Annotated in this window: 18 protein-coding genes; 3 read left to right on the top strand and 15 right to left on the bottom strand. The window is 62.4% G+C overall.

The window, feature by feature from the left end; translation table 11 throughout:
• Positions 1-11: 11 nt before the first annotated feature.
• Entirely contained in the window at positions 12-1,673 is a 1,662-nt protein-coding gene (gene amoE / locus PG900_RS01500; RefSeq protein WP_118881092.1) for an amonabactin biosynthesis (2,3-dihydroxybenzoyl)adenylate synthase AmoE, read from the bottom strand.
• Entirely contained in the window at positions 1,670-2,863 is a 1,194-nt protein-coding gene (amoC, locus tag PG900_RS01495) for an amonabactin biosynthesis isochorismate synthase AmoC (protein ID WP_118881091.1), read from the bottom strand. Before amoC ends, amoE begins: the two co-directional genes overlap by 4 nt.
• 325 nt (positions 2,864-3,188) lie before the next feature.
• Here amoC and PG900_RS01490 point away from each other — a divergent pair, with 325 nt between their 5' ends.
• Together PG900_RS01490 and PG900_RS01485 are read left to right on the top strand one after the other, a co-directional pair.
• A complete protein-coding gene (locus tag PG900_RS01490) occupies positions 3,189-3,740 on the top strand; it encodes a lipoprotein (protein ID WP_024944003.1) in 552 nt (183 codons plus the stop codon).
• Between the two features lie 145 nt (positions 3,741-3,885).
• Positions 3,886-5,886 (top strand): hypothetical protein, encoded by a 2,001-nt coding sequence (locus tag PG900_RS01485; RefSeq protein ID WP_270830768.1) that lies wholly within the window; start codon positions 3,886-3,888, stop codon positions 5,884-5,886.
• Between the two features lie 77 nt (positions 5,887-5,963).
• Here the strand turns inward: PG900_RS01485 and glgC are convergent, their stop codons facing one another.
• Entirely contained in the window at positions 5,964-7,238 is a 1,275-nt protein-coding gene (glgC, locus tag PG900_RS01480; protein WP_270800699.1) for a glucose-1-phosphate adenylyltransferase, read from the bottom strand.
• Positions 7,239-7,426: 188 nt separating this feature from the next.
• On the opposite strand from glgC, the gene PG900_RS01475 reads away from it, so the two are divergent.
• On the top strand, positions 7,427-9,067 hold the full coding sequence (locus tag PG900_RS01475; protein ID WP_011706314.1) for an EAL domain-containing protein: 1,641 nt from the start codon (positions 7,427-7,429) through the stop codon (positions 9,065-9,067).
• Here PG900_RS01475 and PG900_RS01470 read toward each other — a convergent pair.
• From PG900_RS01470 to fdhF, 12 genes are all read right to left on the bottom strand, one after another.
• Positions 9,030-9,524: a hypothetical protein gene (locus tag PG900_RS01470; RefSeq protein ID WP_017408190.1), complete on the bottom strand. Its 495-nt coding sequence runs from the start codon at positions 9,522-9,524 to the stop codon at positions 9,030-9,032. The genes PG900_RS01475 and PG900_RS01470 overlap by 38 nt on opposite strands.
• A 168-nt stretch (positions 9,525-9,692) precedes the next feature.
• The gene (locus PG900_RS01465) at positions 9,693-10,055 is read right to left on the bottom strand and encodes a DUF2750 domain-containing protein (RefSeq protein ID WP_010674427.1); all 363 of its coding nucleotides are present in this window, start codon (positions 10,053-10,055) and stop codon (positions 9,693-9,695) included.
• Between the two features lie 187 nt (positions 10,056-10,242).
• Positions 10,243-11,547 carry an inosine/guanosine kinase gene (locus PG900_RS01460; protein ID WP_011706316.1) on the bottom strand — a complete coding sequence of 435 codons (1,305 nt, stop codon included), beginning with the start codon at positions 11,545-11,547 and terminating at the stop codon, positions 10,243-10,245.
• A gap of 179 nt (positions 11,548-11,726) precedes the next feature.
• Positions 11,727-12,119: an MAPEG family protein gene (locus PG900_RS01455; RefSeq protein ID WP_041217031.1), complete on the bottom strand. Its 393-nt coding sequence runs from the start codon at positions 12,117-12,119 to the stop codon at positions 11,727-11,729.
• Between the two features lie 73 nt (positions 12,120-12,192).
• On the bottom strand, positions 12,193-13,167 hold the full coding sequence (gene hemH, locus PG900_RS01450) for a ferrochelatase (RefSeq protein ID WP_026080103.1): 975 nt from the start codon (positions 13,165-13,167) through the stop codon (positions 12,193-12,195).
• A 114-nt stretch (positions 13,168-13,281) separates the two neighbouring features.
• Entirely contained in the window at positions 13,282-13,926 is a 645-nt protein-coding gene (gene adk, locus PG900_RS01445; protein WP_011706319.1) for an adenylate kinase, read from the bottom strand.
• 254 nt (positions 13,927-14,180) lie between these two features.
• Positions 14,181-16,094, bottom strand: a complete 1,914-nt coding sequence (htpG, locus tag PG900_RS01440; RefSeq protein ID WP_270830767.1) for a molecular chaperone HtpG — start codon at positions 16,092-16,094, stop codon at positions 14,181-14,183.
• Positions 16,095-16,328: 234 nt separating this feature from the next.
• Positions 16,329-16,931, bottom strand: a complete 603-nt coding sequence (gene recR, locus PG900_RS01435; protein ID WP_010633741.1) for a recombination mediator RecR — start codon at positions 16,929-16,931, stop codon at positions 16,329-16,331.
• Positions 16,932-17,056: 125 nt separating this feature from the next.
• A complete protein-coding gene (gene fdhD, locus PG900_RS01430; protein WP_263678423.1) occupies positions 17,057-17,914 on the bottom strand; it encodes a formate dehydrogenase accessory sulfurtransferase FdhD in 858 nt (285 codons plus the stop codon).
• A gap of 9 nt (positions 17,915-17,923) precedes the next feature.
• Positions 17,924-20,053: a sigma 54-interacting transcriptional regulator gene (locus PG900_RS01425; RefSeq protein ID WP_270830766.1), complete on the bottom strand. Its 2,130-nt coding sequence runs from the start codon at positions 20,051-20,053 to the stop codon at positions 17,924-17,926.
• Positions 20,054-20,407: 354 nt separating this feature from the next.
• Positions 20,408-20,806, bottom strand: coding sequence for a hypothetical protein (locus tag PG900_RS01420; protein ID WP_005301849.1), 399 nt, complete (start codon positions 20,804-20,806; stop codon positions 20,408-20,410).
• A gap of 81 nt (positions 20,807-20,887) precedes the next feature.
• Positions 20,888-23,032, bottom strand: a complete 2,145-nt coding sequence (fdhF, locus tag PG900_RS01415) for a formate dehydrogenase subunit alpha (RefSeq protein ID WP_270830765.1) — start codon at positions 23,030-23,032, stop codon at positions 20,888-20,890.
• Between the last annotated feature and the right edge of the window lies 1 nt (position 23,033).

Here is a 23,033-nt window from a genome sequence, read left to right as displayed (position 1 = left end):
CTTTTTTAGTTTTATGCTGTTGTCAGGGACTGGTTGGCGGCGATGGCGTGCGCAATGCGCGCCCGCAGCCCCTGCTTGTCAATCTTGCCCACCGCCGTCATGGGCAGGGCGTCCAGGGTTTCGAAACGGTCGGGCAGCTTGAAGTCCGCCACCCCGCGCTCGCGCAGAAACTTGCGCAAGGCCAGCGGCTTCAAGGCGGGATCCGTGCTGACGATGAAGGCGCAGCTCTTCTCCCCCATGGCGCTGTCGGGCATGGAGACCAGGGCCGCATGGGTGATGGCCGGGTGGTGCAGCAGCTGGTTTTCCACCTCTTCCGCCGCGATCTTCTCACCGCCCCGGTTGATCTGATCCTTCTGCCGCCCTACCACGGTGAGGTAACCATCGGCATCCTGTACCACCAGATCGCCGGAGCAGTAGAAGCCCTCGGCATCAAACACCCGGGTGTTGTGAGCCGGGCTCTGGTAGTAACCGCGGAAGGTATAGGGGCCGCGGGTGTGCAGGGCGCCAGACTGGCCGGGGGCGACCGGATTGCCCGCCTCATCGAGGATGCGCACCTCGTCGTCCGGGCTCATGGGGCGGCCCTGGGTATGGATCACCTTCTCGTCGGGGTCGTCCAGCCGGGTGTAGTTCACCAGCCCCTCCGCCATGCCGAACACCTGCTGCAGCCGGCAGCCGAGCAGCGGCCCAATCTTGCTGGCCACCGCCTCCCCCAGCTTGGCGCCACCCACTTGCAGCAAGTCGAGGCTCTCGAGCTGAGTGCGCGCGGTGGGGTCCGCTTCCGCTGCCTGCAGCCAGAGCGAGACCGCCGGCGGCACCAGCGAGGTGAGATTGACCCGGTGGCGGGCGATCAACGGGAAACAGCTGATGGGGCTGGGATCCGGTGCCAGCACCACTGTGCCGCCCGCTTCGAACACCCCCAGGGCGCCAGGGGAGCTCAGGGGGAAGTTGTGGGGCGCCGGCAGGGCGCACAGATAGCGGGTATGGGGGCCGAGGCCACAAATTTCGTTGCTGCGGCGCACGCTGTACAGGTAATCGTCATGGGTGCGGGGAATGAGCTTGGGGGTGCCTGTGCTGCCACCGGAGAGCTGGAAGAAGGCCACCTCGTCCGCCGGGGTCGGGCCATATGTCACCGGCTCACCCTCAGCCCCCTTCGCCAACCAGCGGGTCAGCCCCAGCTCCCCTGCGTCACCATCCAGCAGCACCAGTTCGACGCCGATGGTTGTCAGCAGCTCGCTCTCGCGCCCCTTGCTCGCAAACAGCGGATGGGTCAGCGAGCCGATAAAGAGGCGCGGCGTGATCTGCTCGGCATAAGAGAGGAGCTCCAGCCGGTTGTGGCTAAAGAGCGCGTTGACCGGCGCGATGCCGGCCTTGAGCAGGGCGAAAAACACCAGATAGAACTCGGCCACGTTGGGGAGCTGCACCAGCGCGGTATCCCCCACGCCCAGGCCGTGGCGGGCCAGATTGGCGGCCAGCCGGCTCGAGGCGGCGTCCAGTTCGCCATAGCTGAAGCGCCGCTCGCCGCAGAGAATGGCCTCGGCGTCGGGGGCCAGCTCACACTGGCGCGCCAGCATGGCGGTCAGCGGCTCGCCGCGCCAATAGCCCTTGGCGCGATACAGCTCCGCCAACGCGTCAGGCCAGCGGGTATAGGGCAGGAAGCGGTTGGGCTGGGTCATTGCGCCACCTCCAAATCCAGGCCCAGGGCCTTGAGCATGGTGCCCAGCTTGGTGCCGGTCTCGGCCCACTCCATGGCGGGATCCGAGCCCGCGACGATGCCGGCGCCAGCGAACAGCTCAACCTGATGGCCGTCGAGCACGCCACAGCGGATCACCACGGCCCACTCGCCGTTGCCCTGGCTGTCGCACCAGCCGACGATGCCGCTGAACAGGGCGCGCCGGAAGGGCTCCTGCTCGCGAATGAACTCGCGCGCCAGATCGGTGGGATAGCCGCACAGGGCCGGGGTCGGATGAAGCTGGCAGGCAAGTGACAGTACCGATGCCTCGCCACCATTGAGCCGCCCGGCAATGGGGGTGCCCAGATGCCAGAGGGTATCCGTGCTCATCAGCGAGGGGCTGGACGGGATCGCCAGCTCGCGGCAGTGGGGCGTCAACACCCGGCGGATCTCGTCGATCACCAGGCGGTGCTCATGCTGATCCTTGCGAGAGGCCAGCAGATCCCGGGCCACCATTTCGTCTTGCGCCGGCTCGCTCGCCCGACGGGCGGAGCCCGCCAGCGGATGGGTGAACACCTCTCCCCCGCTGACCCGCAGCAGCAGCTCGGGGCTGGCGCCCAGCAGGCGGCGGTCCTGGCCGAGCGGCAGGGAGAAGTGGAAGGCATGGGGATTCTGGGCCATCAAGCGGGCCATCACCTGCTTAGGGTCGGCAGGCTGGTGCAGGGTAAGGGTGAGCTTGCGCGACAGCACCACCTTGGCGAGCTTGCCTTGTGCAAACGCATCCAGCGCCGCGCTGACCGAGGCCTGAAATTCGCTGGCCGGCGGGGTGCTCTGCACCGAGATGACCCGGTTGGCCTCGACGACCTGCTCTGCCATCGCCGCTATTGCCGGCACCTGTGCCGGCGGGACAGGGCGATCGCCCCGCTCATAGTGGCCGGGCACATAGAGGCAGGAGGCTTCCGCCGGGTCGAACGCAAAGGCACCGATGAGCAGGGGGTTGGCCTGGCCGGCGGCACTGGCCGCTGCCAGCGCACCGGCAATCTGTTGTTCTAGCAAAGGCCATTCACAGGCGGGGGTGGTGATAGGCTGGCCCAGATCAGTGGCACTGAGCGTGCCCTGACCCGAGGTAAACAAGAATTCGGGCGAAGACGCAGCCTGGGCAGGCGCGCTATTTTCCATCACAAGAGTATCCACGTTACACCCTCAAATATGATTCAAAATGATAATGATTATCAGTTTGTATTTGTGCGGCGGTAAAATACTCGCTTTGAAATCCCCCGGTCAATGGGATTTTTATGCCGATAAAACTGGAACTTATCTGTGGATATGGCGGGTGCCACGGCTGCTGCGGCCCACCGTGCAGGTCCGGCCAGCCTTGTCCGTATGAGCACCGCAGCCAACCCCCCATATGAGGCTGCGACAAAAACCGCGGGCTCGCCGCCCGCGCTGGCAGCGAACGCCATTTCCCCCTAAGATGGCGCCATCTTTATGACCATTGTCTCAACCCACGGGATCCTCGATGTTAAAGCACCTGCTTCTGCTCCCCCTCAGCCTGCTGCTGGCCGCCTGTTCACTCACCCAGTACAACGTCAGCGAAGGGGAGATCAACCAATACCTCAAAGAGAGGGTCGCCTTCGAAAAGCAGCTGGGGATCCCCGGCATCATGTCGAGCAAGATCCGCCTCGATGAGATGCAAAGCCGCATCGGTCGCCGCCAGGCCGACCGGGTCGAACTGGATGCCGCTGGCGATCTGCAGGTAGCGAGTCCCCTTGGCAGCCAGCAGATGAAGATCCGCCTCTCCCTCAGCGCCCGCCCCGACTATGTGGCCGAGCAGGGCGCCATCTACCTGCGCGATCTCGAGCTCATCTCGGTCAAGACCGAGCCGGCCGACGTGGGCACCGCCCTCACCCCGCTACTGCCCACCTTCAACCAGTCGCTCTCGCTGTTCCTCTCCCAGACCCCCGTCTACCGGCTGGATGGCAGTCGCAAGAACGAAGCCAGGATCAAGGATAAAGTCGAAGCCCTCAAGGTGGAACCGGGACGACTGGTCATCCCCTTCAAGCTGCTCTGACCCCCAACCGCGCCCCTCTTATCTTCAACTCCAGGGGCGCGGTTTTTTCTTCTCAAGCTTCCCCCTTTGCCTCATAATGCACACCATTCTCATTTAGATTCATGAGAAGCGTCATAATAAAATCAAACATATGGTGAGAAGGGACATGAGAAAAACCGTACTGGTCCAGGCAATCGCCTGCGCGCTCCTGAGCGGCGCCGCACACGCCGCCGTCAAGGTAGAAGACAAAACATTCAACACCGCCGCCAACATGCTGGCCTACACCGAGTTCGAGCTCTCCGGCGAGCCGCTGGCCGAGGCCCTCGGTCTGGATCTGGATGTGCTGGACGCCAATCGCGCCGATGAGCCGACCCCGTTCGACTTCGCCGCCGGCATCGAATCCTACGAATACTCCGAAGAGGCGATGTACGCCCTCAATTATCAATCCGGCATGGGCCCCCATCTGGTGAACGGTCCGCAAAACCAGGCTCGCGGCGGCACCATGGCCTCCCTCGGCCAGCGGGTGCTGGCCATGGCCGATGCGGTCGGTTTCCCGGCCGATGAAGTGCCGCAGGGCATGTATCCCCTCTCCCTGCCCTACTCCTCCGCCAACCCGGAGTTCGCGCAAGCCGTCAACGCCACCCCGGTCAACGGCGACCAGATCACCATCAAGACCGCCAAGGGCAACGAGAAGAGCGTCAAGACCCAGGTACCGGCCTACTTCCGCGACTACGCCACCCTGCGCTGGAGCGGCAGTGACAACCTGCTGGTGCCGGCGGCCGTGGGCGGCATCCTGCTCAAAGAGGTGATGTGGTCCCAGGACTTCCTCGGCGGCATGCACGTGGCCGAGACCGATGAAGAGGTGGAAGCCGCGTCCGCCACCATGGATCAAGACGGCAAGCACAAGCTGGGGGTCTCAGCCGCCGACGGCTTCAATGGCATGATGCTGACCGAGCAGTCCATCGACAAGCTGGCCATCCTGCAGGGTCAGCTCGGCTTTGACGGCAAGCAGCTGGGCGCCAAGATCACCCCGCAGTACGATCCGGCCAAGGGTATCGTCTACTTCCCCCATCAGGTGAAAGTGACCGAGACCGGCAAGAACGACGTCGGCGCCATCGGCAAGCTCGAGGTGGTGGACGGCTCCGCCCAGCTGCGCGACGCCTGGATGATGCTGTGGCCGCTCTCCGAGTTCTACGCCTTCACCGATCAGCGCAGCGCCAACACCAACCAGAACCCGGCCTTCCACGCCGTGTTCGACGGTGCCCCGTTCGCCGCCACACCGGCTGCCAACAAGGGCAGCGATGCCGCCAAGCTGGTGGCGGGTGACGATGCCTTCTCCCTGGCGCTGAACCTCTCCGGCATGGTGTTCAAGAACCTCAATGCCCTGCACTTCGAACCCAAGGCCGGCACCCTGGTCGACAGCTGGCAGGCAGGCAAACAGGGCAAGCACGTCACCACCTTTGACGCCGCCTACAGCCTGGTCGCCCTGCAGATCTCCCAGCGCGCCCAGGATGCGCTGCCGGTCGGTTACGCCGCCGGTGACAATGGCGAGCTGAACCTGAAAACCGCTCAGGGCCAGCAGGCGCTGGTGCTCATTCGCCAGCAGGCTGACTTCATCCTCGCCAATCTCAAGGGCAAAAATGGGCTGGTGCACGATGGGGTCACCCTGGGTGGCAAGCTCGATGCCGGCCAGTCCATCGATGCGCAGTTTGCCGCCATCCGCGGCCTGACCGCCGCCTTCCTGGCAACCTCGGATGCCAAGTACCGCACGGCGGCGCGCGAGCTGTTCATCGCCGCCGATAAAGCCTACTTCAACCAGAAGGCCGGTACCTGGCTCGCCGGCAAGCAGGGTGAATACACTCCCTGGACCCAGGCCGCCATCTCCGGCGCCCTGCGCTCCGCCATGCTGAACCTGCGCAACGAAGGCGGCGAGAAAGCCCCGGCGCTGGAGCTGGCCCAGCTGACCCAGCGCTACGTGGGCTGGTTCCGTGGCACCGTCAACGGCGGCATGCAGATGGCCGAGTGGATCGGCGACTCCGGCGAGAACGTCATCGAAGGGGCCGGTGGTGACACCGACGAAGATGGCGTCCCGCAAGTGACCGCCGCCGGTGGCAAGCACGGCACCGCCATGGTGATGGCCGCCAAGGCGCTGATCACCGAAAAATAATCAGCCACTCGCTGAATAGAAAAAGGGAGCCTTATCGGATCCCTTTTTAGTTGTGGCGTCTGGCGTTGGGCGTGACATCACCCCAGCTTGGCCAGCATCTCCTTGGTTACCAGCACGATACCCTGCTCGGAGCGATAGAAGCGGCGGTTGTCCTCGTCGGCGTTCTCTCCCACCACCAGCCCGTCGGGCAGCTTGCAGCCCTTGTCCACTACCACCCGCCGCAACCGGCAACCCGAGCCAATCTCGACGCCGGGGAAAATGATGGCCTGATCCAGGGTGCAGAAGGAGTGCACCCGCACATGGGTGAACAGCACGGAGTTGAGCACGAAGGAGCCGCTGACGATCGAGCCCCCCGCGAACATGGAGTTGATGGTCATGCCGTGCTGGCCGTTTCTGTCCTGCACGAACTTGGCCGGCGGCGTCATGGTCTGGCTGGTCCAGATGGGCCAGTTCTCGTCATAGATGTCGAGCTCGGGCACCACGGAGGCGAGATCCATGTTGGCCTCCCAGAACGAATCCAGGGTACCCACGTCGCGCCAGTAAGGTTTCTGTCCCTCCTTGGCCCCCACGCAGGACATGGTGAACGGGTGGGCAAACGCCTTGCCCTCTCCCACGATGCGCGGGATCACGTCCATGCCGAAATCGTGTTTGGATTCCTGATTGTGAATGTCCTCTTCCAGCAGCTGATAGAGGTACTCCGCCTCGAAGATGTAGATGCCCATGGAGGCCAGGGAGACATTCTCGTTGCCCGGCATGGCGGGCGGATTGGCCGGCTTCTCCACGAAGGCGCGGATCTTGCGCTGCTCGTCGATGTCCATCACCCCGAAGGCGGAGGCCTCCGCGCGCGGCACCTCGATGCAGGCCACCGTCACCTTGGCGCCGAGGCGCACGTGATCGAGCAGCATGGCGGCGTAGTCCATCTTGTAGATGTGATCCCCCGCCAGCACCACTATGTATTTGGGGCCGTAGTCACGGATGATGTCGACGTTCTGGTAGATGGCGTCGGCGGTGCCGCGATACCAATGCACCTCGTCCACCCGCTGCTGGGCGGGCAGCAAGTCGATGAACTCGTTCATCTGGTAGCGCAGGAAGGACCAGCCGGATTGTAGGTGGCGCAGCAGGCTGTGGGACTTGTACTGGGTCACCACCCCGACCCGGCGAATGCCGGAGTTGATGCAGTTGGAGAGCACGAAGTCGATGATGCGGAACTTGCCGCCAAAATGGACGGCAGGCTTGGCGCGGTTGTCGGTCAACTGCTTCAGGCGACTGCCCCGTCCCCCCGCGAGCACCAAGGCCATACTCTGGTTCAATAGTTGCCGTGCTTTGGCAGTATTTACGGGTTCTAACAACATAATTACCTCTGCCTTGTTTTGGTCCATTTTCGATTCATCTTCGCCTGTTTCTGGCGCCATGAAAGTGGTTTCACTCACATTTAACTGATTTCAATTGACCCTTTTCCAGGAGTTGAGCGGGATCTCATGCTTTGCGGCGCGAGCTTGGTTAGAATTTCAACATCAACGACATCATCAAGGATGACACCATGTTGAACAAGCTCGGGAGCAACCAGCTGCTGGTGATCGCTCTCCTCTGTGCTCCCCTGCTGCTGTTGCAGGGGCTCTGGCTCGCCTTCACCAGCACGCTGCTGACCCTGCTTATCATCCTCGCCACCAGCCTGCTCGGTTTTGGCTTGCTGAGCATGCTGACCCTGCGCCTCCAGCAGGCCGAGCGCAGCCATCAGGAGCAGGTGTGGTGTCGGGCGCTGCAACTGCGCGACCCCACCTGCCTGACCACCCCCGAGGCCCAGGCCGCCCTGCAGCAGCTGCTCGCCCACTTCAACGAGGCCGAGCGCGATGCCCACCGCCAGATCAGCGAGCTGCACAACCAGGCGACCCAGGACGAGTTGACCCAGCTGCAAAACCGCCACGCCTTTCGCCGTGACATGACCGAGCTGCTGCAGCGGGATCAGGACACCCAGACCGCCACCCTGGTGCTGATCCGCGCCACCGAGCTCGGCAAGCTCAACGCCCAGCGCGGCTTTCAGTCGGGGGATGCCTACATCAAGGATATCGCCAATATCATCACCAGGGTGGTGAGCCGCTTCCCCGGCCATCAGGTCTACCGCATCTCGGGGGCCGACTTCGCGGTGCTGGTGCAGCCCGTCGCCAACATCCCGCCCCCCCTGCTCGGGCGGGATCTGAAGATCGCCTTCGATCACTATCAGCAGCAGCATGAGCTGGAGAGCGCCGCCTACTCGGGGCTGACCCGGCTCAGCAGCGGCCAGAAGATAGAGGCCATTCTGGCCAGGGCGGATCTGGCGCTGGCCCGCGCCCAGACCGAGACGGTCAACGGCTGGGCCATCCAGCAGGATGACAGCGTGGTGGAGCTGCAGGGGCAGCATCACTGGAAGCTGGTGCTGACCGAGCTGCTGGAGCAGGAGCGCATCAGCTTCACCTACCAGCCGATCCAGCCGATGCACCGCAGCATGCTGGCCTACAACGAGATCTACACCCGCTTCAGCAGTGCCGACGGCACTGTGCTGCCCACCGACACCCTGTTCGCCATGGCCCAGCGGCTGGACATGGTGATGCGGCTGGAGCAGATGCTGGTGACCCACGTCATGCGCCAGTACCGGGCCTTTGGCTCGAATCAGAGTCGCTGGGGCATCAACCTCTCCAGTAACCTGCTGCAAAACAGCGCCTTTCTGATCTGGCTTGACCGACAGCTGCTCAACGACCCCAACACCAGCGCCAACCTGGTGTTCGAACTGGATGAAGAACATCTGGAGCGCAACCTGACCGGAGCCAAGCGGGTGTTCGAGCTGCTCAGGCGCAACGGCAGTCGCTCCGCCATCTGCAACTTCGGCAAGGGGATAGGGTCATTCAACCTGTTTCGCGAGCTCAAGCCCGACTACATCAAGCTGGATCCCGCCCTCATCACCGGGCTGGAGCAGGATCTGACCAACCAGCAGTTCGTGCGGATGATCGTCGACGTGTCACACCGGATGGGGTGTCAGGTGATTGCGGAAGGGGTGGAGCAGCTGGGCCAGAAGCAGCTGCTGCAGGGCATGTATGTGGACGGGCTGCAGGGCTATCTCATCGCCAAGCCCCAGCAGTTGCGGCCGGACATCAGCCAGCTCGGGCTGTTTACTGAGGATGCTTCAACTTCAACAGAGTCAGAATGATGTCGTTGAGCTGGCGATAGCGCTCCAGCTCCTTCTGATCGTAGCGGGTCGCCAGGGTGGTGGGATTGTGGCGATTCTTGAGGTAACGGTTGATCTGCAGCCGGTTGAAACCGGCCACCTGATAGACCTGCCCCAGCAGGGCATTGAGCTCTTCGTGTTCAAGACCGGCCTTGGCGAGGTAATCCTCCTGGGCCGGGCTCTCCAGCTGGCAGCTCTGCTTGGCGATGCGGCCGGTCTCCTGCAGATAGCTGAGCCACTGCTCCAGGTAGAGCGGCTTGCAGCCCGCCAGCAGATTGAAGAAGCCCACCGCATCGCAGCGGCAGTCGGTCAGCAGCAGCACCGCCAGTTGATCGTCATCGCAGCGGAAGGTGACGGGGCCGCTCTGCCCCCAGTCCAGCGCCTGAACCCGGATCTCGGCTCGCGCCCCTGCAACGCCGGTGACGTCGAATACAAACATGGCTCCTCCCGCTCGGCAAAAGTTTGATGATGGACCATCCCTCTGACGGGTGCAAAGCCAAATCACCTTTTCATTCAGTATTCTGCAAGCCGGCCATAAAAAAACCGACATCCTCGCGGATATCGGTTCTCGTCAGACGGGCCCAAGCCCGGCTCAATGCAGTGTGGTTCAGGCGTCCAGTTCCACCAGCGCCTTGGCCAGCTCGATGGGTTCGAGCTCCTGCCCTTCCAGATCGGCGTTCCAGTTCGGGCCGACCAGCACGTCGTCTTCGTCCAGATCGTTGATCCAGATGTCGAGAAACTCTTCCAGCTCGATCACTTCCGGCTCGTAGTCGGCCCACTCGTCCACGCAGTGCAGGCGGGCATCCCCTTCGGCGGACCAGAGCGGCATCACGTCGGCATCTTCGAACTCGGCAGAGCGGCAGACGACCCAGTCTTCACCGTAACGCAAGCCCCATACCTGACCCGACTCGCGGACTTCTTCGATGAACAGTTGGAAATTGGCGTCAAGATTGTCAGTTAACTTACTCATGGGGCTCTCTCTCTATCGGGTGCTGCGGCCACGGCAGTGCCGAGTGGCAATGCGGTGGCCAAATGGTGTCGCAAAAGTGACATGGACTCAAGCATCTTGGGGTTTATCACACAAAAAACTGCCGGCGGCCGGGTTTTACCTGACAAAACGCCTCCCGAAGGAGGCGTTTTCAGCGCAAGGGGCGAGATCAACGCTCCCAGTACACCTCTTCCAGGCTGTCTTCCTTCTCCGGCAGACCGCGCGACAGACGTGGGCTGCTCTGGGCCAGCACCTCGTAGCTCACCCGGTTGGCGTACTTGCACACCTGGGAGAGCGAGGAGTAGGTGAGGAACTCGGCCACGTGCTTGGCGGAGTTGGGCACGGCGCTGCGGTGATAGGCGTTGGCCACCATGTCGTGCAGCACGGCGGAGAGGGCCCCGTCCCCTGCCCCGTTGGTGTTCTTGATCTTCTCCGGTCCGCCCATGTAGGGAGAGATGTGGGAGTAGATGCGCTTGGGCACGCGGCAGCCGCTGCGGGTCATGGGGCGGCTGAACTCGTACATGTTAAACTCGGGGATGACACCGGGCAGCAGCGGCAGCGTGGTCTCGCGCTTGAAGTCCTCTTCGGTGTAGGCAGCCATGTAGAGCCCCACCGGCCCTGCGGTGCAGAGCACCATGTCGGCCCAGTCCAGCGCCTTGTCGGCGGCAGCCAGCGGATCGGAGAAGCCGGTCAGGGCCTCGCCCTCCTCCTCGTTCATGGCGAGCACGGTGACGTTCTCGCTGATGAAATCGCGCCACCACTGGGGGTCGGACTCGATGACGAAGCGGGTACCCAGGGTCAGCACCACCGGCACGCCGGCCTCGCGGGCATAGCGCACCGCGGTCATGGCCGCGTCCTTCATCGGGGTGCCATCTTCACCGCGCACCAGGTAGGCGGTGATGACCAGGGCGGAGGACTCCTTGATGATGGTCTCGGGGATGTGGGCCACATCCAGATGGTCCATCTTGCCGGCGTTGATGCCGAAGCTGCGCTCGCCCCCTTCGGTGATGAAGGTGAAGCAGCGGCCGACCGGGCCGTCTACCGGCTGCAAGTAGTCGAGGTTGACCCGTGACGAGGTGTTGCACAGGTAACGGTAGGCGTAGCTGCCGATGCGAATGTCCTGGCTCATGACGCCGAGCAGGATGGAGTGGGAGTCCGCCAGCACCGAGTAGTTGTGCATGGTGTTGCCGATGGTGCCGCCGGCAAATTCGCTCACCACCATGTTGTTGCTCTTGAGCTCGTCGTAGATTTGCTCGGCCACGTCATCGGAGATGAGCATGGAGTGGCCGCGGCTCAGGCCGTAACGCTCGAGAAATGCCAGATCAACGTGCGCCTCGATGTCGACCAGTGTCTGGTCAATCCCGACCACATAGGCCTTGCCCCGCTCCGCAAGCACCGCGCTCTGGGAGATGAGGGGATCACGACGATCCACTGGAAAGTAGTGTTTGGACTTGCGCTGACCGGGAAATTTCATGGCAATGTTCTTGTGCTCTGGGGGAAAGAGGGGCGGGATTTTAACACAATCCGCCGCGCCGAAAAGTCGCCTGATTAAAATATGAAGTCAGTATAGACACGGGCTGCAGAGGAAAACGTTTACCAAAACCCATCAAAAAAACCACCTCGCAAGGAGGTGGTTTTTGCGGCGAACAAGACTCAGCCGGCGGCCAGCCCCTGTGCCAGCGCCAGCACCGAGAAGAGCCCCAGCGCCAGCCAGAACAGCAGGGTACCGACCAGCCTCGGCAGGTTGGGTGCCTTGGGGATCTGGATGCCGATGGCATGCAGGATGCGTCCCACCAGCAACGCCAAGCCACCGACATGGAGCCACAACGCCCCGACGCCCGCCAGCTCGCACAGCGCCATCAGCAGCAGGGTGAGCGGCACGTACTCGGCAAAGTTGCCGTGGGCCCGGATGGCGGCGCGCATCTCGGGCGCCTCCCCTTCCCCTATCATCACCTTGAACTGGGCCCGGCGCTTGACCACCCAGAAGGAGAGCAAGAGGAACAGCAGCCCCAAGAGGCCGGCGTAAATCAGGGTGATATGCATCATGGTGAAACTCCTTCTCCTTGGATAGCGAACGACTGGCAACCGGTGCCGATGGGCGGCACCGGCTGTATGTCTGTCAGGCCAACTCGCGGCAGATCAGCGACACCATCATGCGGATGTGGGCCTGATCGCTGTTGAGGGCCGGAATGTATTCAAACTGCTCGCCACCGGCGGCCATGAAGATCTCCCGGTTCTGCACCTGGATCTCCTCCAGGGTTTCGAGACAGTCGGCGGCAAAGGCGGGGCAGATCACGTCAAGCCGCTTGATCCCGGTGGCCGGCAGGCCACCGATGGTCACGTCGGTGTAGGGCTTGAGCCACTCCTCCTTGCCAAAGCGGGACTGGAAGCTGGCGGTCCACTGGCTGGCCTCCAGCCCGAGCGCCTCGGCCAGCAGGGCGGCGGTGCGCCGGCACTGGTGACCATAGGGATCCCCTTCCCGCTCGTAGCGCTCGGGAATGCCGTGGAACGACATCAGCAGGTGCTCGCCCTGGCCGTGCTGTTCCCAGTGGCGGCGCACGCTCATGGCCAGCGCCTGGATATATTCGGGGTGAGCATGGTAATCACGAATGAGCCGCACCACCGGCAGGTTGCGCTCTTTTTTCATCGCCTTGGCCCAGCCATCAAACACCGAGGCGGTGGTGCTGACCGAATACTGGGGATAGAGCGGCAACAGGATCACCCGGTTGACTCCCTTGGCCTTGAGCGCCTGCCAGCCCTCATCCAGCGAAGGGGAGCCGTAGGTCATGGCCAGCTCCACCGGCACCTCGACCCCTTCGCGCTTGAGCTCCTGCTCCAGCGCCGCGCGCTGCTGCTTGCTTATCACCATCAGCGGCGAGCCCTGCTCGGTCCACACCTGCTGATAGAGCTTGGCCACCTTGGGGGAGCGGGTCGGCAGGATGATGAAATGGAGCAGAGGACACCAGAGGTAGCGCGGCAGGTCGACGACCCGCTGATCGTGCAGAAACTGGCTGAGAAACGCCTTGACGGCGGCCGTGGTGGGCGCGGCTGGGGTACCCAGATTGACCAGCAAGATCCCGGTTTTCGTGGTCACGTATGCTTCCTGTCGTTCTGTTGTTATGTCTGAATGCAAGAAAGGGCCCATGCCGGGCCCTTGTCTCACTGGCACATTGCCGCAGGCCCCTTGGGGACGATGGCAATGGCGGGCTTAGCCCAGGATGGTCGCCAGCTGCTTGCTGACCAGATCTACCGGCTGGGTGCCATCAATCTTGACGTAACGGGTGTTGCCCGCTTCCGCTTCCTTGCCGTAGAAGCCGATGAGCGGTGCGGTCTGCTGATGGTATACATCCAGACGCTTGCGCACTGTGGTCTCTTCGTCGTCGGCACGGATCACCAGATCTTCACCGGTCACGTCGTCCTTGCCTTCCACTTTCGGCGGGTTGAACACCACGTGGTAGGTACGGCCGGAGCCGGAGTGAACGCGACGACCGCTCATGCGTTTGACGATCTCTTCGTCCGGCACGTCGAACTCCAGTACGAAGTCCACGGCAACACCGGCGTCCTTCATGGCCTGCGCCTGGGGAATGGTGCGCGGGAAACCGTCCAGCAGGAAGCCGTTGGCGCAATCCGGTTGGGCAATACGCTCTTTGACCAGGCCGATGATGATGTCGTCAGAGACGAGCTGACCTGCGTCCATCACGGCTTTGGCCTTGAGGCCCAGCTCGGTGCCCGCCTTGATCGCGGCACGCAGCATGTCGCCGGTGGAGATCTGCGGAATACCGTGTTTTTCCATGATGAACTGAGCCTGAGTACCCTTGCCGGCACCCGGAGCCCCCAACAGAACAATGCGCATACACGCTCCTATTGATTGGTTATTCAATTCTTGAGAAGGCAAAAAACTACACGGTTTCGCCCATTTTCACAAGCTTGCCCCGTGTGAGTGGCTTATTTTTCACCATCTTTCCGACATGGCAATACGACCATTGGCGCAGATCCGTGTACGAAAAATGAGTGAAAATGCAGCAGCGCTGCACGCAACTGGCGCCCACCCCAGACGGGGCAGGCGCCAGAAAAGAAAGAGCCCACTGCACGCAGTGGGCCCAAACATCATGCCTGGAGTAACAGACGATTGATACGGGAGACGAAGCTCGCCGGATCATTGAGCCCGCCCTGCTCGGCCAGCTGGGCCTGTTCGTGCAAGAGGGTGACCCATTCGCCGAACAGCGCCTCGTCCTGGATGGTGTCGAGTTTCTTCACCAAGGCGTGGTCGGGGTTCAGTTCCAGAATGTACTTCTGCTCCGGCACCGGCTGACCGGCGGCGCGCATCAGCTTGATCATCTGGGTGCTCATGCCGTGGGCATCGGTGACGATGCAGGATGGTGAGTCGGTCAGACGGTGGGTGACCCGCACCTCTTTTACCGCATCCCCGAGGCTCTGCTTGACCCGCTCCACCAGACCGGCGTTGGCTTTTTCAGCCTCTTCCTGCGCCTGTTTGGAGGCTTCGTCTTCCAGATCGCCCAGATCCAGCTCGCCACGGGTGACGGAGACCAGCTGTTTGCCGTCGAACTCGGTCAGGTGGCTCATCAACCACTCGTCGACCCGCTCCCACATCAGCAGCACTTCGACGCCCTTCTTGCGGAAGATCTCGAGGTGCGGGCTGTTCTTGGCGGCAGCGTAAGAGTCGGCGGTAATGTAGTAAATCTTCTGCTGGCCTTCCTTCATGCGGCCAACGTAATCCTCCAGCGACACGGTCTGGGCTTCGCCCTCGCCGGCGGTGCTGGCAAAGCGCAAGAGCTTGGCGATCTCTTCGCGGTTCGCGTAATCCTCGGCCGGGCCTTCTTTCAGCACATTGCCGAACTCGCTCCAGAACTTGGCGTACTTCTCGGCATCATCCTTGGCCAGCTTGGCCAGCATGGTCAGCACGCGCTTGGAGCAGGCCTTGCGCAGGGAGACGGTCACCTTGTTGTCTTGCAAGATCTCACGGCTGACGTTGAGCGGCAGATCGTTGGAGTCCAGCACCCCTTTGACGAAGCGCAGGTAAGCCGGCATGAACTGCTCGGCGTCGTCCATGATGAAGACACGCTGTACGTAGAGCTTCAGGCCATGCTTCTGCTCGCGGTTGTAGAGGTCGAACGGTGCGCGGGCCGGCACGTAGAGCAGGCTGGTGTACTCCTGCGCCCCTTCCACCCGGTTGTGACCCCACAAGAGCGGATCTTCGAAGTCGTGAGCGACGTGCTTGTAGAACTCCTGATACTCCTCGTCCTTGATCTCTTTCGGGTTGCGGGTCCACAGCGCAGTGGCGCGGTTGACCTGCTCCCACTCGCCCGGGGTGCCGACGATGGTTTCACCGTCTTCTTCCCGATCCGGGGAGCCCTCTTTGAACATCTCTACCGGCACGCTGATGTGGTCGGAATATTTGCTGACCACGGAGCGCAGGCGCCAGTCGTCGAGGAACTCGTCCTCTTCGGCGCGCAGGTGCAGGATGACGTCGGTACCGCGGCCCTCCTTGGTCACGTCAGCCACGGTGAAGGAGCCTTCCCCTTCCGATTCCCACTGCACGCCCTGCTCCGCAGCAGTACCGGCGGCGCGGGACACCACGGTCACCTTGTCGGCGACGATGAAGGCGGAGTAGAAGCCCACCCCGAACTGACCGATCAGCTGGGAGTCGCGGCCCTGATCACCGGAGAGGTTCTTGAAGAACTCGGCGGTGCCGGACTTGGCGATGGTGCCCAGGTGCTCGATCACTTGATCACGGGTCATACCGATCCCGTTGTCGGAGATGGTCAGGGTCCGATTTTCTTTATCAACCACCAGGCGAACGCGCAACTGGCCGTCGTTTTCGAACAAAGAGGCATCGGAAAGCGCCTTGAAGCGCAGCTTGTCCGCCGCATCGGAGGCGTTGGAAATCAGCTCGCGCAGGAACACTTCTTTGTTGGAGTAGAGGCTGTGGGCCATCAGGCTCAGCAGTTGTTTGACTTCAGTCTGAAACCCGTGGGTTTCGGCATGAACGCTTTGGGTCATCGACACTATCCTCAGGCGATTCGGGTTGAACATATTCCCGATCCAAGATGGGGCCGGCGATCGCCATTTCAAGGGGGACAAAACGTCGAGGCGTGCGAATGGCGATTTTTGCGCCAATCGACCCTCTTGCCCAACAAAAAACCCGCCGGGGCGGGTTCTGGTATTGCGGACTGAGTCGCCACGCAGGGCCTGTTGAAGAACAGAGGCTGACTCAGTTAAGGGGCTGGAGCTGACTCAGTTCAGTGGCTGGCGCCCCATCAGGGAGTGGGAGAGCGTGGTGCCGTCCACCAGCTCCAGCTCGCCCCCCACCGGCACCCCATGGGCAATCCGGCTCACCTTGACGCCGGCGGCGCGGGCCATGTCGGCGATGTACCAGGCGGTTGCATCCCCCTCGATGGTGGGGTTGGTGGCCAGAATGAGCTCGCTGATCGCCTCGTCTTTCAAGCGTCGCTCCAGGATCTCCAGCCCCAGCTCCTCCGGGCCAATGCCGTCCAGCGGCGAGAGGTGACCCATCAGCACGAAGTAGCGGCCGGAGAACTGGCCGGTCTGTTCGATGGCGGCCACGTCCGCCGGGCTCTCCACCACGCACAGCAGGCCGTTCTCTTCGCGCTTGGGATTGGCGCAGATCTCGCAGCGCTCGTTCTCGGTGAAGGTGCGGCAGTGGCTGCAGTGGCCAATCTCGGTCAGGGCGCGAGAGAGCAGCTGGGCCAGTCGCAGGCCGCCGCTGCGCTCACGCTCGAGCAGGGTAAACGCCATGCGCTGGGCCGACTTGGGGCCGACACCCGGCAGCACCTGCAGGGCTTTCATCATCTCATCCAGCAGCGGGCTGAATTTCATGGGCTTGGTATCCTTTGACGCTGTGTCGGCCGCGGCGCCCTGACGGGCAAGGAGCGCGACCGGACCTATCTTGTTGGCGCAGGACTATACCCGAGCCAACCCCGAGCGCCAATGGCCTTGTGCCCTCAGCCCTCTGCCGAAACGGGGGATGACGCCGCGCTCGCCAGCAGGATGCGCTGGCGACCGCTGTAGATCTCCGCCCGCCCCGGGCGACAGAAGCCCACCAGGGTAAGCCCGGTCTGCTCGGCCCGCTCGACTGCGAGCTCGGTGGCGGCGGAGATGGCGAGCAAGATCTCTACCCCGGCGCTGGCGCACTTTTGCACCATCTCGAAGCTGGCGCGGCTGGTCACCAGGATGGCGCCGTCGCGCCGGCCACTGCGTTGCAGGTGACCCACCAGTTTGTCCAGCGCGATATGGCGCCCCACGTCCTCGCGAATGGCGAGGATGTTGCCCTCGCCATCCACGTGCACGGCGGCATGGGTCGCCCCCGTGCTCTGCCCGAGCAGCTGGAGCGGGCGCAGCGCGCTCAGCACCTTGTCGATATGGCCCACCGCAAAGCGCTGGCTGTCGGGCAGCCTTGGCTGGGCGCGCACCACCTGTTCCAGGCTCTCGCTGCCGCAGATGCCGCAGCCGGTGCGCCCGGCCAAGGTGCGCCGTTTCTCTTTCAGGCGATGAACGCAGCGATTAGCCAGGGTGATGTGCAGCTCGATGCCGCGACAGGCGCTCTGCTGCTCGATGTCGTGGATATCGAGCAGACTGTCGATAATCCCCTCGGAGAGCGAGAAGCCGATGGCAAAATCCTCCAGATCGGCGGCCGAGCACATCATCACGCTGTGGGCGATGCCGTTGTAAACCAGCGCCACCGGGGTTTCGCAGGGCAGCTGCATGGCACTGTCGGTGGTGACGCCGCGCTGATGGTAATGGACCACCTCGCGGTGGGCGCTGAGCGCCTGCGGGGTGTCGGGGTCGAGTTCAAGCAACATCTGGGGGCCTTAGTTGAGGGTGCGGGGATCTTTGGCCGAGATCCCGAGCCGTTTCATTTTCGACAGCAAGGTGGTGCGCTTCATCCCGAGGCGCTGGGCCGCGCCCCGCTCGCCGGCAACGATGCCGTTGCACGCCTTCAGCGCCCGGATGATGCTGGCTCGCTCATCCTCCCCCTGTATCTCTTCACCTTGCGGCAAGGCGGGCAGCGGCTCGCGAAACAGCTCATGAGCCGGCTCGTCATAGACCAGGGTCTCTATCTTGTGAAAGCCCTTGAGGGGCAGCAACTCGTCCGGCGAGAGGTTGAGCACATGGCCGCGGGTCATCACTACCGCCCGCTCTATGATGTTTTCGAGCTCACGGATGTTGCCGTACCAGGGGAGCGACACCAGCATCTTCATGGCGTCGGCCGGGATGGAGGTGATGGTGCGGCGCATCCGCTTGGCGATCTTCTTGATGAAGAAGTTGACCAAGAGCGGAATATCCTCGCGCCGTTCGCGCAGGGGCGGCAGCTCGATGGGAAAGACGTTGAGCCGGTAATAGAGGTCGCTGCGAAAGCGCTTGTTCTTGACCATGGAGAGCAGATCGCAGTTGGTGGCCGCCACCAGCCGCACATCGATGGCAATGGGATTGCTGTTGCCCACCCGCTCCAGCTCGTGCTCCTGCAAGACCCGCAACAGTTTGGGCTGCAGATCGAGCGGCATGTCCCCCACCTCGTCGAGAAACAGGGTGCCCTTGTGGGCCCGCTCGAAGCGGCCGATGCGCTGGGTCAGCGCCCCGGTGAAGGCCCCCTTCTCGTGGCCGAACAGATCGCTCTCGATAAGGCCGGTGGGAATGGCGGCGCAGTTCACCTTGACCATCTCGTGATCGTGGCGGGCACTCAGGGCGTGAATGGCCTGGGCGATCAGCTCCTTGCCGGTGCCGGTCTCCCCCAGAATGAGCACGGTGCAGTCGCTCTGGGCCACCAGCTTCACCTTCTCCAGCACCTTCTCCATCACGGCGCTCTGGTAGATGATGTTGGCAAAGTCCCCCTGCGGCGCGGGTCCGTCGACCCGAAGGGTCTTCTCCCTGGCACCGGTGGTGTTGGAGATCTCCTGCTGCGCCTGCACGTTGTTCATGGCAATGGCCGTGCGCGCCGCCACTTGTTCGAGCAGCGAGATATCGAGGTCGGCGAAGAAATCCGCCTCGGGGTGTGAGAGGATCAGCACCCCCAGCAGGTTGCCCCGATAGCGCAGCGGCAGGATGCAGGAGCTGTCGGCGTCGGGGGGCAGGATCTGGGAGGTGAAACGGCAGCTCGACTGGCAGCCGTGACCCTGCTCACGATAGAGGAAGAAGGGCTCGCTGTGGCCGAGGGCCCCCTGCAGGCAGTTCTTCTCAAAACACGAATGGTTGATGATGCCGGGCTGTTCGCGCTGCTGCTGATTGACCAGGTAGCTCTTGAAGCTGTCGGAGGTGGCGTTGTACTCGGCCAGGCACAGGCTGCTGATGCCAAAGTGGTGGTGCAGGATGGTGAACAGGCTCTGGGGCAGCTCGGCGATGCGCACCAGTTTGATCACCGCGTTGGTCACATCCACCAGGATCTTGCAGCTGTCGCGCTCAAGGCGCAGGGAGTTGGCCTGCTCCAGGGTGCGCTCCTTGTCCAGCACGTTCTCCAACGCAATGGCGACGATGGCCGCCAGCTGGGTCAGCTTGGCCAGGGTCTCCATCGGGAAGGCGTTGGCCTCGCGGCTGATGAACTCCACCCCGCCCAGGTGGCTGCGGGCGGTGGTGATGGGCAGCTGGCAGTAGGAGTGCAAACCGTCATAGACAGGGGTGCTCGCCAGCTGTTCGCAGCGGTGGCGAAAGCGGCTCGCCGGCAGCACGATGGCCTGCTCGCGGGAAAAATGGAGATCGGCCTTGCGGCAGATGAGGTGAGCCGGCCCCTGCTCCCCCAGGTAGTAGAAGACCGCCTCCTCCCCCGTGCCCAGGTTGAGAATGAGGTTGACCCGATCCACCTGGCGAAAGCAGGGCTGGATCCGGTTCAGCTTGTGGATGAAGTCGTCCAGGGTGACGGCGGAGAGCAGGTTCTTGGAGAGGGAGAGAAAGCCGTCATCCCAGATGGGTGAGATGTCGGTCAACGGAATGGCACTCACATTCAGCATTCAGGCCTCGCATTACATCTAGATGGGTACCCTTGCCGGCCAATTGCAGCACGGCAACAACGGTAAACAATGCATCAGCCATCGCAGTCAGATGTTATAATTAATTTTTAAAAACTTAACGCTTAATTATAAAAACTAACATGCACCGAAATAGCATCGCGCAGATTATCGCAGGATGGCTGGCATAATAAGTTAGCCCCATCCCCATTACAACCAAGCCGGCCCTGGCACATATTACAGCTCCGTCAGCGGATATTTCCCGCCACGCCAAAATATGGCGTCACTATCGCCGTCATTCGCCGCATATCGCCGCCAACTGGCCCATCCTCTGCCCCTGTTGCCGCTGTCGCAGGCTCATGAGGAGAGCAGCCGGTAGTTGTGCAGCTTCAGTCCGCCGAAGATGAAGGCGGCCGAAAAGAGCTGAAGCCCCAGCAATAACCCACTGATATTGTCAGCTATTTCCACCGACACTACCCGATGGGTAAGATAGACCCCGAGCCCCAGCACGCCCGCCAGCAGGCAGTTGACCAGGGTGGTGGAGAGAAAGGCGATGAGCCAGGCCGCCTGCACGCTCAATGCCGCCAGCACGGCGCTCATGGCGATGCGTGCAGCGATAAAACAACCGAAGAAGGCAAACCCCAGCAGAAATATCAATTCGTCGTGCCATAGAAAACACCCAATCCCTAACAACATCACCAGCAAATAAGCGGAGACATAAAAGATCCCGAACGAAAGATTTAATTCATTTTTCATGATGGACACCTGCCAGCTGAAAAAAGGATGAGCGGATCCGGGCCCTGTATACAGAGCCTGGATCCACTTTATTAACGACGATTACCCTTTGGCGGCGCTGCGCAATTTCGCCTTGAGCGCGCTGTATTCAGTCTGGACGTACACTTCCGCCCCTGGCTGATCCTCGATACGCTCAATTTTCACTGCGCAGTACTTGTACTCCGGCGTGTAGGAGACGGGATCCACGTGCTCGATGGTGAGCTCGTTGCAGGCCCCGATCCACCACTGGTAGGTCATGTAGACCACCCCGGCGTTGACCCGCTCGTTGTAGTTGGCCCGGGTGATCACCTTGCCACGGCGCGACGAGATCCAGACCAGCGCCTGATCCTTCACCCCGAGCGTCTTGGCATCGCTCGGGTGGATCTGCACATAGCCAGGCTCATCGGCCAGGGTTTGCAGTGCCGAGCAGTTGCCGGTCATGGAGCGGCAGGAGTAGTGACCGACCTCGCGCACGGTGGAGAGCACCAGCGGATACTCGGCACAAGGCTGCTCCAGCGGCGGCCGCCACTCGGAGGCAATCAGCTGGCCCTTGCCGCTCGGGGTGGTGAACACATTCCCCTCGAACAGGGTGCTGGTGCCCGGGTGATCCTCGGTCGGACAGGGCCACTGCACGCTCTTGAGATCGGCCATCTTGTCATAGCTGACCCCGGCGTAGAGCGGGCAGAGTCCGCGCAGCTCGTCCCAGATCTGCTCGGTGTCGCGATACTCCATGGGATACCCCATGGCGGTCGCCATCAGCGAGAAGATGGCCCAGTCCGGCTTCACGTTGTCCGGCGGCGTCACCGCCTTGTAGAAGCGCTGGAAGCCGCGATCCGCCGAGCTGTAGACCCCCTCGTGCTCGCCCCAACTGGTGGCGGGCAAAATGACGTCGGCCATCTCGGCAGTCTGGGTCATGAAGATATCCTGCACGATCACCAGCTCCATCCCTGCCAGGGTACGGCGGAACTGACCGAGGTCTGCCTCGGTCTGGGCCGGATCTTCCCCGAAGATGTAGAAGGCCTTGCACTTGCCCTCCTCCACCTTGTGGCCAAGCTCGGTCAGGCGATAGCCGGGTTTCTGGGAGAGCGCATCCACCCCCCACGCCTTGGCGAACTTGGCGCTGATGGCGGGGTCGCTCACCGACTGATAGCCCGGGAACTGGTGCGGCAGCATCCCCATGTCGCAGGTGCCCTGCACGTTGTTCTGGCCGCGTACCGGTCCGCAGCCGGTGCCACGGCGACCGAAGTTGCCGGTCAGCAGCGCAATACCCGCCAGCCCCTTGACCACGTCCACCGCCTGACCGTACTGGGTCACCCCCATACCCCACAGGATCATGGAAGCAGGCGATGCGGCATAGGTGCGAATGGCGGCGCGGATATCGGCGGCTTTGAGGCCGGTGATCCCCTCCACGTATTCCGGGGTGTACTTGGCCACCGTGGCCTTGAAGGTGTCAAACCCTTCGGTGTAGTTGGCGACGAACTCCTTGTTGTAGAGCCCTTCATTGATCAAGACGTTGGCGAAGGCGTTGACCAGCGCCATGTTGGAACCGTTTTTGAGCGGCAGCCACTGATCGGCGATGCGGGCGGTCTCCACCATGCGGGGATCACACACAATCACCTTGGCCCCGTTTGCCTTCGCCTTGAGGATATGGCGGGCGACGATGGGGTGAGAGTCAGCAGCGTTGTAACCAAACACCAGCAGGCACTTGGTCTCTTGAATTTCGGGAATGGCGTTGCTCATGGCGCCGTTGCCTACCGTTGTCTCCAGACCGGAGACTGAGGGTGCGTGTCACACCCTCGCGCAGTGGTCGACGTTGTTCGTCCCCAGCACAGCGCGGGCAAATTTCTGCATCACATAGTTGGCTTCATTGCCGGGGCCACGGGCAGAGCCGGTGGTCATGATGGCGTCCGGGCCATACTTCGCCTTGATGGCAGCCAGACGACTGCTGGCGAACTCGATGGCTTCGTCCCAGGAGACGGCTTCGAGCTTGCCACCGCGCTCTCGGCGGATCATCGGGCTCTTGAGACGGGGGGTCAGCAGGTTGGTGTCGTTCAAAAAATCCCAACCGTAATAGCCCTTGAGGCAGAGTTGCCCCTCGTTGGTCCGGCCGTTGGCGCCTTCGGCCCCCACCACCTTGTCGTTTTCAACCAGCAGGTTGATCTTGCAACCGGTGCCGCAATAAGGGCACACGGTAATGACTTTTTTCATG

Origin of the sequence: Aeromonas sp. QDB03, assembly GCF_027707985.1 — a bacterium.
Lineage (GTDB): Bacteria > Pseudomonadota > Gammaproteobacteria > Enterobacterales > Aeromonadaceae > Aeromonas > Aeromonas hydrophila.
This window is presented reverse-complemented; position numbering and strand designations above follow the sequence as displayed.